Raw genomic sequence first — 12,442 nt, forward strand, 5'->3', positions numbered from 1 at the left:
GGATCGCGGCGGGAACAAGGCTCTACTGCGCCCGGCGCCCGGCCTCCAGGATCGGCATGCCCGCCTCGGTGGGAATGTAGATCACCTGCCGTTCCCCCCGCCCGGCGGTCTCCTGCAGCATGTTGATGTAGGACCAGCGCAGATAGTTCTCCGGCCCGCCCAGGCTGTCGGCCATGATGCGGTTGGCCTCGTTGGTGCCGCGCGCCCGGGCGATCTCGGCCTGGGCCGTCAGCTGCGCCGAGTCCAGCGCCGCCTGCGCCTCCAGCACCCGGATGCGCCGGTCCTGCACCGCCTGCTCATAGGCGGCGCGGCCCTGCATCTGCTTGCGATAGACATTGTACTGGGGCCACCCCACCAGGAAGGCCGCGATCATCGCCACGATCACCCCGGTGATGATGAAGGTCGCCGCTACGTCGCTGCGCATGGTTCGTGTCTCCCCGCTGAAAGGTCGGTGATGCCCGCCGCGCGCTGGAAAATCAAACCCGTTGTCCGCACCCGGCGCCCCCGCGGATATCAGATCAGCAGCGCCCCCTCGTGCCGCAGCAGCCAGGTCTTCATTTCCAGTCCGCCGCCGAATCCCACCAGCGCCCCGCCCGCCCCGATCACCCGGTGGCACGGCAGGATCAGGGGGATCGGATTGCGGTTAAGGGCGACGCCCGCCGCCTGGGCCGCGCCCGGCTCTCCGGCCCGGCGCGCCATCTCGCCATAGCTGATGGTCATGCCCGCCGGCGCCCGCGCCAGTTCACGCCAGACCCGGGCGTTGAAATGATGCCCCTCCACGGCCCAGCGCACCCGCGCCAGCGCCTCGCGCGCGCCGCCGAAATAGGCCGCCAGCGCGTCCGTCACCGCCGTCGGCGCCGGCCCGTCCTCCATCGCCGCGCCCGGATAGTCCCGCCGCATCACCCGCGCCGGATCGCCGCCGAACGACACGCCCCGCACCACCCCGTCCGCGTCAGCAGCCAGACCCAGCGCCCCGATCGGGCTGTCGATCCGCGACAGGGTCAGCGTCACGCCCATGTTCTCATGCTCGCGCCATGATCTCGTTCAGCTCGACCCAGCCCATGGCGCCCTGCCCCAGCGGCGCGGCGTCGCCCGTGGCCAGGAAGTCCCGCGCCCGGTCCCGCACCAGCCCCATCGCCGCCGCGCTGATCGCCGCCCCGGCGCTCAGCCGCCGCACCCCCAGCGCCGTCAGCGCCGCCGCGTCCGGCAGGCCCGGAACCGCCATCAGGTTCAGCGGCAGGTCCACGCCCGCCGCCAGCGCCCGGATGGTCTCCCCGTCCGCCAGCCCGGGCGCAAAGACCCCGTCCGCCCCCGCCTTCCGGTACAGCGCCGCCCGCGCCAGACCCTCGTCCAGCCCGCCCAGGCCTCTCAGCCACACGTCGCAACGGGCGTTGATGAACAGCCCGTCCCCGCACGCCGCGCGGATCGCCGCGATCTTCTCCGCCAGCGCCTCCGGCGTCCCGCCGCCATCCTCGATGTTGATCCCCACGGCCCCCGCGTCCCACACCGCCCGCGCCGTCGCGGCCGCGCCCTCGGGGGTGTCGGCATAGCCGCCCTCGATGTCGATGCTGACGGGAACCTCCACCGCCTCCACCACAGCCCGCGCCGTCTCCACCAGGTGCGCCACAGGCAGCACGTCTCCGTCCGGCCAGCCGTGGGCCCAGGCCATGCCGGCGCTGGTGGTCGCCACCGCCCTGGCCCCCAGGCTCTGCATCAGCCGCCCCGTGCCCGCGTCCCAGGCGTTGGGCAGGATCAGCAGGCCGTCCTCATGCAGGCGGCGAAAGGCGGCGGCGCGGTCGGACTGGCTCATGATCATCCCTCGATTGAAGACGCCACCCTGCCCGCGCCCGCGCGCCGCGTCTGGCGGTTTTCGGCCCCGGTCACCCGGCTCAGCCCTTACGCCCGTCGCGCCCCGTCACGAACCGCCCGGCCGCCCCCAGCAGGGTGAACACCTCGCCGATGAAGGCGAAGGCGGTGATCATCATGATCACGGTGGGAACCACCATCTCGCCCGTGGTCCACAGCAGCCGCACCCGGTCCACGAAGGCTTCCAGCGTGTCCACCGCGAACACCGGCGCCATGGGCGAGTACAGCCAGAACCAGCCGATGAAGCCCAGGCTCGCCGCGCTGAACGCCACATCGCCGAAGGCCGTGAACCGCACCGGCGAGCCCATCACCGCCCGCATCAGATGGAACGCCGCCCGCGCCGCGGCGAAGGCCAGCAGCGGCCACCAGATCCACGCCACCGTCTCATTGACCAGCAGGCCATAGTCGACCCCGTCCACCACCAGCTCGCCGCCGATCACGCCGGGCCGGATCTCGCGCCCGATCACCCCGGTCCACCACAGCACGAACACGCCCCAGCCCACCCCCGAGGCCACCGCCCCCGCCGTCGGCGACATGCGGCCCGGCGCCGGGTCCTTCGTCCCGTCGGCCCGCTCGCCGCCCACCATGTCCGTGGCCTTGGCCATCCAGGCGCTTGAGAACACCCCCATCTCGAACAGGCCCAGGTCCCGCGCCCGCCATTCGGTCAGGAAGGCGGGCTTGTCCTTCATGCGCTCGATGATGAAGCCCGCCACGGTGGCGACGCCCACGATCATCATGCCGCTCCACAACAGGCCGTGGATCGCCTGGCCCAACGCCTGGGCCCCGTCCACGTCGCCCACGACCACGCGCACCACCGCCCCGATCACGGTGATGATCGCCAGCACCGTCAGCGCCGTCTTCACCCCGAACAGCCACCACGGATACAGCTCCGGCCCCACCACATGGTGCGGCCCCGCCCCGAAGCGCGCGGCCACCGCCAGCGGGTGCCCCATCTCGCGCAGCACCGCCTCCTCCTCCGCCTCGGTCAGGGGCCGGCCCAGCGCGGCCTCCCGGTCCTCCATGCGGCTCATCAGGGCGTCGCGCAGCTCGGCGATCACGTCCTCGCGTCCGGCCGCCGGCAACTGCGCCGCCACCGCCTTCAGATATTTCTCCGTCAGGGTCATGCCCCGCCCTCCCGTTCCAGATTGATTGCCAAAATTCTCGAATGTCGCGCCGGTCACAGCATCCGCTCCAGCGAGGCCGAGATGCCCCGCCATTCCTCCGCCAGCCGCCCCAGCATCGTCTCGCCCAGCGGCGACAGCCGGTAGAACCGCTTCTTCCTCCGGTCCTCCTCGCGCCATTCGCTGGTCAAAAGGCCCTGGGTCTCCAGCCGCCGCAGCAGCGGATAGAGGGTGCTTTCCTCCATCTCGACCCCGTCCTGGCCCAGGGCCACCCGCAGCGAATAGCCGTATTGCTCGCTCCGCAGCCGCGCCAGAACCGCCAGCACCAGCGACCCCCGCCGCAGCTCCAGCCGCATCGCCTCAAACAGCTCACCCTCGCCCACGCGCCTGCTCCACTGACGTCACATAGTGTGTGACGCACAGTGTATGAGGCATACTGTGTGATGGAGTCAACCCTTCCCCATCCTCCACCGCCCCCTTGCAACCGGCGCGCGACATGGGCGAAGTGCGCGGCGCAGGGGGAGGACGGCTTGGATCTCGAGGCTTTCATCGGCAAATGGAGCGCGGCCCGGGGCGGGGCCGAACGCGCCAACTATCAGATGTTCCTCGGCGAGCTGTGCCAGGCCATCGGCGTGCCCTCGCCCGATCCGGCCGGCCACGACACCACCGATAACGACTACGTCTTCGAGCGCGGCGTGAAGCGGCGCGACTCCGAGGGCATGGCCTCCACCCTGCGCATCGACCTGTACAAGCGCGGCTGCTTCATCCTCGAGGCCAAACAATCCCGCGCCGAACACCGCGACGAGCATCAGCAGGCCCTGTTCCGCGAGGACGAGACCACCTCCGTGGCCGCGTCGCAGGGCAAGTGGGACGTGCTGATGCGCAACGCCCGCCGTCAGGCCGAGGACTATGTCTTCCGCCTGCCGCCCGACCACCCGGCCCCGCCCTTCATCATCGTCTGCGACGTGGGCTACGTCTTCGAGATCTACGCCGACTTCTCCGGCTCGGGCCGCGCCTACACCCACTTCCCCGACCGCAAGAGCTTCCGCATCCGACTGGAGGACCTGCGCGATGACAAGGTGCGCGACCGCCTCGTCGCCATCTGGACCGACCCGCAGGCGCTGGACCCCTCGCGCGAGGCCGCCCGCGTCACCCGCGAAATCGCCAAGCGCCTCGCCGAAGTGTCGAAGACGCTGGAGGCCAAGCACCCGCCCGAGGAGGTCGCCCACTTCCTCATGCGCTGCATCTTCACCATGTTCGCCGAGGACGTGGACCTGCTGCCCAAGGGGCAGTTCACCGCCCTGCTGGAAGACTGCCTCGACGGCCCCGCCACCTTCGCCCCGCTGCTGGAGGAGCTGTGGCGCAAGATGGACGCGCCGGACCACAAGGACCGCTTCTATTCGCTGTTCAAGGCGCACCTGCGCCACTTCAACGGCAGCCTGTTCAAGGACGCCCGCGCCTTCCCCATGGGCCGTGAGGAGATCGGCGAACTGCTGGCCGCGTCGAAACACGACTGGCGCTATGTGGAGCCCGCCATCTTCGGCACCCTCGTGGAACAGGCGCTGGACCCGTCCGAGCGGCGCAAGCTGGGCGCCCACTACACCCCGCGCTCCTATGTGGAGCGTCTGGTTCAGGTCACGGTCATGGAGCCCCTGCGTCAGGACTGGGCCGACGTTCAGCTGCGCGTCACCGACGCCAGGGGACGCGGTGAGGCCAAAGAGGCCGTCGCCGCCGTCCGCGACTTCCACCACCAGCTCTGCACCACCCGCGTGCTGGACCCCGCCTGCGGCACCGGCAACTTCCTCTATGTCTCGCTGGAGCTGATGAAGAAGCTGGAGGGCGAGGTGCTGGAGGCTCTGGCCGAGCTGGGCGAAACCGAGGGCATCGGGCTGGAGGAGGTCGACCCCCACCAGTTCCTCGGCATCGAGCTGAACGTCCGCGCCGCCGCCATCGCCGAACTGGTGCTGTGGATCGGCTACCTGCAACAGCACTACCGCAACCGCACCGAACACCCCGCCGAACCCATCCTGAAAGCCTTCGGCAACATCCAGCAGAAGGACGCGGTCCTGATGTGGGACGGCTATCCGGAGCTGCAGTTCGAGATGGTCGAGGGCAAGGCGGTGCAGGTGTTTCCGAACGCGCGGCGGCCGGACTGGCCGGAGGCCGAGTTCATTGTCGGGAATCCACCCTTTTTGGGCAAGGGTGCGGCTAAGCGAGGCCCGTTGGGCGACGCTTACGTCGATGCATTGTCTGCTGCGCATCCGCAGGTGAACGAAGCAGCTGATTTCGTAATGTACTGGTGGGATCGCGCCGCAGAGAGGCTAGCGCGGAAGAAAAGCGCCCTTAGGCGTTTCGGCTTGGTCACCACCAATTCAATTAGCCAAGTGCTGCAACGCCGAGTGATCGAGCGCCACCTGACCGCCAAGCTCCCGGTTTCGATCATCTTCGCCGTGCCCGATCATCCGTGGACCAAAGCCACCAAGGAGAGCGCAGCAGTCCGCATTGCCATGACAGCCGTTGAGGCGGGATCGAAGGACGGCTTCCTGCTCGACGTGCGTTCAGAGGCAGGTCTCGACACCGATGAGCCGGTCATCACTTTCGAGTTGCAACAAGGGAGGATCAACTCCGACCTCACCGTAGGGGTCGATGTCACAACTGCCCGCCCGCTGACAGCAAATGATGGGTTGTCCTGCAATGGGATGATGATGGCTGGGCAGGGGTTCGTGATTGATCGATCCACCGCGGAACACCTGATGGAGGTGGACGGGAACGGGAGCTTGTCGCAGCGGGTTATCCGCCGCCACATCGGCGGCAGCGAACTCACACGACACCAGTTTGATGGTTTCGTTATCGACTTTTTCGACCTCTCTGAAAGCGATGCACGCCAGTCTTTCCCTGCCGCTTTCCAGTTGCTTCTCGAGACCGTGAAGCCGGAACGTGAGACGAACCGCCGAGAGTCGTTCCGGCGGCGGTGGTGGATTTTTGGGGAGCCCCGCCGAACCTTCCGGCCCGCGCTAGAAGGTCTCGGGCGCTATATCGCGACGACGCGGACGGCAAAGCACCGCGTTTTCCAGTTCGTTGACGCGGACATCGTTCCCAATCACGAGGTTGTCGTGATGGCCAGTAACGACCCGTTCCACCTAGGGGTACTTTCGTCCCATCAACATTCGCTGTGGTCGGCGCGTGCGGGTGGCTGGATGGGTGTCGGGAATGACCCCCGCTACAATAAATCCCGCACCTTCGACCCCTTCCCCTTCCCCGACCCGGACGACGCCACCCGCGCCACCCTCCGCGCCCTCGGCGAGGAACTGGACGCCACCCGCAAGACGGTGCAGTCCGAGCATCCGGACCTGACCCTGACCGGCCTCTACAATGTGCTGGAAAAGGTCCGCGCCGGGGCCGACCTCACCGCCGCCGAGACCGACGTGAAGGGTCGCGGCCGGGTGCTGATCCTCAAGGACCTGCACGACCAGATCGACCGGGCCACCGCCGACGCCTACGGCTGGCCCCACGACCTGACCGATGAGCAGATTCTGGAAAAACTGGTCGCCCTGAACGCCGAGCGCGCGGCCGAGGAAGCGGCGGGTCACGTCCGCTGGCTGCGCCCCGACTACCAGATTCCCCGCTTCGCCAGGGGGGCCGCCGCCAAATCCGGCGAACTGGATCTGGGCGCAACCGTCGTCGCCATCGACAAGTCTCTGCCCGCCTTCCCCAAGGACAAGGGCGAACAGGTCATGGCCATCCGCGCCGTGCTTCAGGCCTCGGGCCGTCCCATGGACGCCGCCGCCGTGTCCCGCGCCTTCAAGAACGGCGGCAAGAAGATCGAGCAGCGCGTCGTCCAGGCCCTGGCCACCCTCGTCCGCTACGGCGACGCCACCCCCCTCCCCGCCGGAACCTTCGCCGCCCGCCGCGCGGCGTAATCCCCCCATTTCCCGCGCCCAATCCCTTGCCGCCCAAGGCCCCCGTCGATTTCTCCCGGCTTTTTGCACTCACGCCTAAGGCGCGGGCCTATCCTGTCCGGTCATCCCCGGCCGCACAGGAGGCGCATGAGCTTTTCCATTGGACTGATTTCCTTCTCCCGATGGGAGAAGGGGGACCCGCGCACCGGAGCGTAGCGATCCGGTGATTGCAAGGGGGTGGAGGAGGAGCGGCGGAGCCGATCCGACGACGGGGTCGTCTGCTTCAGAAGCCCGCCACCCGACCCTCACCCTGCGCGCGCAGGAGCGGGCTGCTGCGCACCCCGCTGCGCGCAGCCCTCTCCCATCGGGAGAGGGGCCGTGAGACTCCGTTGCACTGTTTTTCGCGGTCGGAGTCTCACGCCCGGCATTGGACTCCCCGGCGCCGGCGAGACTCGCCCCCGCCGCAGGTCTCGTGCAAATTCAGTTCCTTGAGCCGAACTCGCTCCGAACCGTTAGACTCTCATTGCACTGTTTTTCACCCCGGGAGTCTCACCCCCGCCTGCCCGATTTCAACATTTCGGACAATTCGGACACTGTTTTTCCTCCCCCATCGGGGGAGGGGGACCACGAAGTGGTGGAGGGGGTCGTCCCATCCGCTGACGCCTGAAATCCGCCCCCTCCACCGCCTGACCGCGGCCCCCCTCCCCCGGGCGCTGCGCTTCGGGGGAGGATCACCGGCAGAACGCCCGCCCGCCCGTCGCCTCCAGGTGCAGGTGGTCGTCGTGGAAGGCGTTGTAGTCGGGGCTCAGGACGGTGCCGAAGATGCGGCAGGCGTCGTCGCGGATGCGGCGCAGGAAGCGGGCTTCGGGGCCGTTTCCGCTCCAGTCGCCGGCCACGGTGATGCGGCGGCCGTCCCTCAGGCGCACGCCCGAGAAGTCGAGGGCGGCGGCCAGGCCGTGGGCGCTGGGGCGGTTGCCGGCCACATTGTTCACCGGGCGGCAGGCGTAGGTGCCGAAATGATCAATGGAAACAACGTCTTGCCCGAAGATTTCGCGGGCGGCGGGCTCCACCGACTGGCGCCGCCAGATGCTGATGGCCAGGGCCGTCTGGCAGGTCACCACCGGGTCGCCCGGCGTCATGCGCGCCACCGTGCCCATGTCGGCGCCCAGGGTCCCGGCGTCATACAGGCCGCAGCTGCCGGTGGTGGCCCGGTCCGGCTGGGGGCTGAAGCGGACATTGGCCGCCGACAGCTGGGCCAGGCACCGGCCCAGGTGCGCGCCCTCGGCCAGCACCGCGTCCCGGGCGGCCCCGTCCAGCGGCTTGTCGATCAGCACCTCCGAGATGGAGGCCGGGGGGGCGCCCGACGGCGTGGGCGCGGGCGCATAGGGCTGCGGGTCGGGGAGCATCCGCCCGCACCCGGCCAGGACGAGGATCAGCCCGAGGGCTGCGAACACGCGCATGGGGCCTCCGCTGCGACTCACCGGCGGAGCCTAGCACCCCCGGGGCCATGAATTCATTGACCCCGCCGCCCCCGCCCGTCAGCCTGTCCGCTCCTCCCCGGAGCCGCCCATGCAGGACATCATCCGCCGCATCCTGACCGCGCGCGTCTATGACGTGGCCGTCGAGACGCCGCTCGACCCCCTGCCCCGCCTGTCCGCCCGGCTGGGCCGCCGCGTGCTGCTCAAGCGCGAGGACCTGCAGCCGGTGTTCTCCTTCAAGATCCGCGGGGCCTACAACTTCATCTCCGCCCTGTCGCCCGAGGCCCTGGCCCGCGGCGTCCTGTGCGCCTCGGCCGGCAACCACGCCCAGGGCGTGGCCATGGCGGCGCAGCGGCGGGGGGCGAAGGCGGTCATCGTCATGCCGGTGACCACCCCGGCCATCAAGGTCTCCGCCGTCCAGGCCCTGGGCGGAGAGGTGGTGCTGCACGGCGACAGCTTCGACGAGGCCTTCGCCGAGGCCCGCCGCATCGAGGCCCGGACCGGCGCCGTCTTCATCCACCCCTTCGACGACCCCGACGTGATCGCCGGCCAGGGCACGGTGGGGCTGGAGATCCTGCGCCGCCACTCGGCCCCCATCGCGGCCATCTTCGTGCCCATCGGCGGCGGCGGCCTGGCGGCGGGGGTGGCGGCCATCGTCCGCTTCCTGCGGCCCGAGGTGCGGGTCATCGGGGTCGAGCCCGTGGACGCCCCCACCATGCATGCGGCGCTGAAGGCGGGCGAGGTGGTGACCCTGGACCAGGTGGGCCTGTTCGCCGACGGGGTCGCCGTGCGCCGGGCGGGGGACCACACCTTCCGCCTGTGCCGCGAACTGCTGGACGAGATCGTGCTGGTGGACACCGACGCCATCTGCGCGGCGGTCAAGGACGTGTTCGAGGACGCCCGCGCCGCGCCCGAGCCCTCCGGCGCCCTGGCCCTGGCCGGGCTCAAGGCCTGGGTCGCGGCCAATCCCGGCGTGGCGGCCGGGGGCGATCTGATCGCCATCAACTCCGGGGCCAATCTCAACTTCGACCGCCTGCGCCACGTGGCCGAGCGGGCCGAGCTGGGCGAAGGGACCGAGGGCCTGTTCGCCGTCACCCTGCCCGACCGGCGCGAGGACTATCTGGCCTTCCTCGGCCTGCTGGACGGCCGCTCGGTCACCGCCTTCAACTACCGCTGGTCCGGTGACGGCACAGCCCGCATCGTGGTGGGCGTGGCGCTGAAGACCGGCGCCGCCGAGCGCGCCGGGGTGGCCGCTGCCGTCCGCGCCGCCGGCTACGGCCTCGAGGACCTCAGCGACGACGAGACCGCCAAGCTGCACGTGCGCCACATGATCGGCGGCCGCGCCTCGGGCCTGCCCCACGAGCGCATCTTCCGCTTCCAGTTCCCCGAGCGGCCCGGCGCCTTCATCCGCTTCATGTCGGCGCTTCAGCCCCTGTGGAACCTGACCCTGTTCCACTACCGCAACCACGGCGACGACGTGGGCCGGGTGCTGGCCGGCGTCGACGCCCCGCCCGCTGACCACGCGGCCCTCACCGCCGCGCTGGACGCCCTCGGCTATCCCTATGTGGACGAGACCGACAACCCGGCCGCCCGCATGTTCCTGCGCGGCGGCTGACGCGCCCCCTAGCCGCGCGCGTCCCGCGTCACTACCTTGGTGTTCATGGCCCGTTCCCCTTCGAAATCCGCAAAGCCCGTCCACACTCCGGGCGTGTCCGACATGTCGGGGACCTTCGTGCACGATGCGCCGAAAAAGCGGGGCAAGGATCCCATGTTCGCGCCGATCACCGGCCCGCGCCTGACGCCGGAGGAGGCCCCCGCCCCGCCCGCCGACTGGGCGCCCCACCGCCCCTCCCGGCCCGCCGCGCGCCTCAAGACGCCGTTCCGCCTGGCGTCGCAGTTCGAGCCCGCCGGCGACCAGCCCGCCGCCATCGCCGAACTGGTGGCCACCGCCGAATCCGGCGAGCGCGATCAGGTACTGCTGGGCGTCACCGGCTCGGGCAAGACCTTCACCATGGCCAAGGTCATCGAGGCGACCCAGCGCCCCGCCCTGATCCTGGCCCCCAACAAGACCCTGGCCGCCCAGCTCTATTCCGAGTTCCGCAGCTTCTTCCCGGACAATGCAGTCGAGTATTTCGTCTCGTACTACGACTACTACCAACCAGAAGCTTATGTACCAAGAACAGACACTTACATCGAAAAGGACAGCTCGGTGAACGAGCAGATCGACCGGATGCGGCACTCGGCGACGCGGTCGATCCTGGAGCGGGACGATGTGATCGTGGTGGCCTCGGTCAGCTGCATCTACGGCATCGGGTCGGTGGAGACCTATACGGCCATGACCTTCGACCTGAAGGTCGGCGCGCGGATCGACGAGGCCAAGCTGCGGGCCGACCTGATCGCGCTGCAGTACAAGCGCAACGACGCCGCCTTCGACCGGGGCATGTTCCGCAAGCGCGGCGACACCATCGAGATCTTCCCGGTCCACCAGGAGGACCGCGCCTGGCGCGTCAGCCTGTTCGGCGACGAGATCGAGTCCATCGCCGAGTTCGACCCCCTCACCGGCAAGAAGACCGCCGACCTGACCGAGATCACCGTCTATGCGGCCAGCCACTATGTGACCCCGCGCCCCACCCTCAACCAGGCCATCACCGGCATCAAGGCCGAGCTGAAGGAGACCCTCGACTGGATGGTCGAGAACGGCAAACTCCTCGAAGCCCAGCGGCTGGAGCAACGCACCCGCTTCGACCTGGAGATGATGGAGGCCACCGGCTCCTGCGCCGGCATCGAGAACTACTCCCGTTGGCTGACCGGCCGCAGCCCCGGCGAGCCCCCGCCCACCTTCTTCGAATACATCCCCGACAACGCCCTGCTGTTCGTGGACGAGAGCCACGTCACCATCGGCCAGATCAACGGCATGTTCCGGGGCGACTACCGGCGCAAGGCGACCCTGGCCGAATACGGCTTCCGCCTGCCCTCCTGCATCGACAACCGCCCGCTCAAGTTCGAGGAATGGGACGCCATGCGGCCCCAGACCGTCCACGTCTCCGCCACCCCCGGCCCGTGGGAGATGGAGCGCACCGGCGGCGTCTTCACCGAACAGGTCATCCGCCCCACCGGCCTGATCGACCCGCCGGTGATCGTGCGCCCCGTGGCCAGGGACGGCTTCTCCCAGGTGGACGACGTCATCGCCGAGGTGAAGGACACCGCCCTGGCCGGCTACCGCTCCCTCGTCACCGTCCTGACCAAGAAGATGGCCGAGGACCTGACCGAATACATGCACGAACAGGGCGTGCGCGTGCGCTACATGCACTCCGACGTGGACACCCTGGAGCGCATCGAGATCCTGCGCGACCTTCGTCTTGGCTCATTCGACGTGCTGGTGGGCATCAACCTGCTGCGCGAGGGCCTGGACATCCCCGAGTGCGGCCTGGTCGCCATCCTCGACGCCGACAAGGAAGGCTTCCTGCGCTCGGAGACCTCCCTGATCCAGACCATCGGCCGCGCCGCCCGCAACGTGGACGGCCGCGTCATCCTGTACGCCGACCGCATCACCGGCTCCATGGAGCGCGCCATGGCCGAGACCCAGCGCCGCCGCGAGAAGCAGGAGGCCTACAACGCCGAACACGGCATCACGCCCGAGTCCGTGCGCCGCGACATCAAGGACATCATCGAGAGCCCCTACGAATCCCGCGCCCTGGACAAGCTCACCGCCCCGGGCATGAAGGAGGAGTCCCGCCCCTTCGTCGGCACCAATTTCCAGGCCGCCCTCAAGGACCTGGAATCCCGCATGCGCGAGGCCGCCGCCAACCTGGAGTTCGAACAGGCCGCGAAGCTGCGCGACGAGATCAAGCACATGAAGCTCATGGACCTGGAATTCGCCAACGAAGCCCTGACGGCGGCGGGCGAGACCGTGGACAAGGAGGCGCCGAAGCGGGACCGCGCGGCGGCGCGGGCGGCGTCGGCGGAGGCGTTCAGGAAGGGAAGGCTGTAGGGGGATAAGCTCGTTAGGTGCAGTTACACGCGTTGCAAAGCTATTAAATAGAGTGGAAGCTGACAGAGCTCCAACGCATGAAGCGAG

The 12,442-nt window shown here is 69.3% G+C and carries 9 protein-coding genes; 3 read left to right on the forward strand and 6 right to left on the reverse strand.

Features of this window, described 5'->3' with window-relative positions:
• Window positions 1-22: 22 nt before the first annotated feature.
• The 5 genes from ACK4SE_RS02300 to ACK4SE_RS02320 form a co-directional block, all read right to left on the reverse strand.
• Window positions 23-424, reverse strand: a complete 402-nt coding sequence (locus tag ACK4SE_RS02300; RefSeq protein WP_409688191.1) for a hypothetical protein — start codon at window positions 422-424, stop codon at window positions 23-25.
• Window positions 425-513: 89 nt separating this feature from the next.
• Complete coding sequence (locus ACK4SE_RS02305) at window positions 514-1,017, reverse strand: methylated-DNA--[protein]-cysteine S-methyltransferase (protein WP_409688194.1); 504 nt, start codon at window positions 1,015-1,017, stop codon at window positions 514-516.
• A 4-nt stretch (window positions 1,018-1,021) separates the two neighbouring features.
• Window positions 1,022-1,810, reverse strand: a complete 789-nt coding sequence (locus tag ACK4SE_RS02310) for an isocitrate lyase/phosphoenolpyruvate mutase family protein (RefSeq protein ID WP_409688197.1) — start codon at window positions 1,808-1,810, stop codon at window positions 1,022-1,024.
• A gap of 79 nt (window positions 1,811-1,889) precedes the next feature.
• Window positions 1,890-2,990 carry an HAAS signaling domain-containing protein gene (locus tag ACK4SE_RS02315; RefSeq protein WP_409688200.1) on the reverse strand — a complete coding sequence of 367 codons (1,101 nt, stop codon included), beginning with the start codon at window positions 2,988-2,990 and terminating at the stop codon, window positions 1,890-1,892.
• Between the two features lie 53 nt (window positions 2,991-3,043).
• Window positions 3,044-3,343 (reverse strand): PadR family transcriptional regulator, encoded by a 300-nt coding sequence (locus tag ACK4SE_RS02320; protein WP_409688670.1) that lies wholly within the window; start codon window positions 3,341-3,343, stop codon window positions 3,044-3,046.
• A 174-nt stretch (window positions 3,344-3,517) separates the two neighbouring features.
• On the opposite strand from ACK4SE_RS02320, the gene ACK4SE_RS02325 reads away from it, so the two are divergent.
• Window positions 3,518-6,907: a class I SAM-dependent DNA methyltransferase gene (locus ACK4SE_RS02325; protein WP_409688203.1), complete on the forward strand. Its 3,390-nt coding sequence runs from the start codon at window positions 3,518-3,520 to the stop codon at window positions 6,905-6,907.
• Between the two features lie 710 nt (window positions 6,908-7,617).
• On the opposite strand, the gene ACK4SE_RS02330 is transcribed toward ACK4SE_RS02325, so the two are convergent.
• Entirely contained in the window at window positions 7,618-8,346 is a 729-nt protein-coding gene (locus ACK4SE_RS02330) for an extensin family protein (protein ID WP_409688206.1), read from the reverse strand.
• Window positions 8,347-8,455: 109 nt separating this feature from the next.
• On the opposite strand from ACK4SE_RS02330, the gene ilvA reads away from it, so the two are divergent.
• Together ilvA and uvrB are read left to right on the forward strand one after the other, a co-directional pair.
• Window positions 8,456-9,979, forward strand: coding sequence for a threonine ammonia-lyase, biosynthetic (ilvA, locus tag ACK4SE_RS02335; RefSeq protein WP_409688209.1), 1,524 nt, complete (start codon window positions 8,456-8,458; stop codon window positions 9,977-9,979).
• Window positions 9,980-10,024: 45 nt separating this feature from the next.
• Complete coding sequence (gene uvrB, locus ACK4SE_RS02340) at window positions 10,025-12,355, forward strand: excinuclease ABC subunit UvrB (RefSeq protein ID WP_409688212.1); 2,331 nt, start codon at window positions 10,025-10,027, stop codon at window positions 12,353-12,355.
• Window positions 12,356-12,442 lie beyond the last annotated feature (87 nt).

Origin of the sequence: Brevundimonas sp. (assembly GCF_046293315.1) — a bacterium.
Classification (GTDB): Bacteria; Pseudomonadota; Alphaproteobacteria; order Caulobacterales; family Caulobacteraceae; genus Brevundimonas.

Coding starts and splice junctions, on each gene's coding strand:
- ACK4SE_RS02300 (WP_409688191.1), bottom strand. CDS start 424: ATGCGCAGCGACGTAGCGGCGACCTTCATCATCACCGGGGTGATCGTG.
- ACK4SE_RS02305 (WP_409688194.1), bottom strand. CDS start 1,017: ATGGGCGTGACGCTGACCCTGTCGCGGATCGACAGCCCGATCGGGGCG.
- ACK4SE_RS02310 (WP_409688197.1), bottom strand. CDS start 1,810: ATGAGCCAGTCCGACCGCGCCGCCGCCTTTCGCCGCCTGCATGAGGAC.
- ACK4SE_RS02315 (WP_409688200.1), bottom strand. CDS start 2,990: ATGACCCTGACGGAGAAATATCTGAAGGCGGTGGCGGCGCAGTTGCCG.
- ACK4SE_RS02320 (WP_409688670.1), bottom strand. CDS start 3,343: ATGCGGCTGGAGCTGCGGCGGGGGTCGCTGGTGCTGGCGGTTCTGGCG.
- ACK4SE_RS02330 (WP_409688206.1), bottom strand. CDS start 8,346: ATGCGCGTGTTCGCAGCCCTCGGGCTGATCCTCGTCCTGGCCGGGTGC.
- ilvA (WP_409688209.1), top strand. CDS start 8,456: ATGCAGGACATCATCCGCCGCATCCTGACCGCGCGCGTCTATGACGTG.
- uvrB (WP_409688212.1), top strand. CDS start 10,025: ATGGCCCGTTCCCCTTCGAAATCCGCAAAGCCCGTCCACACTCCGGGC.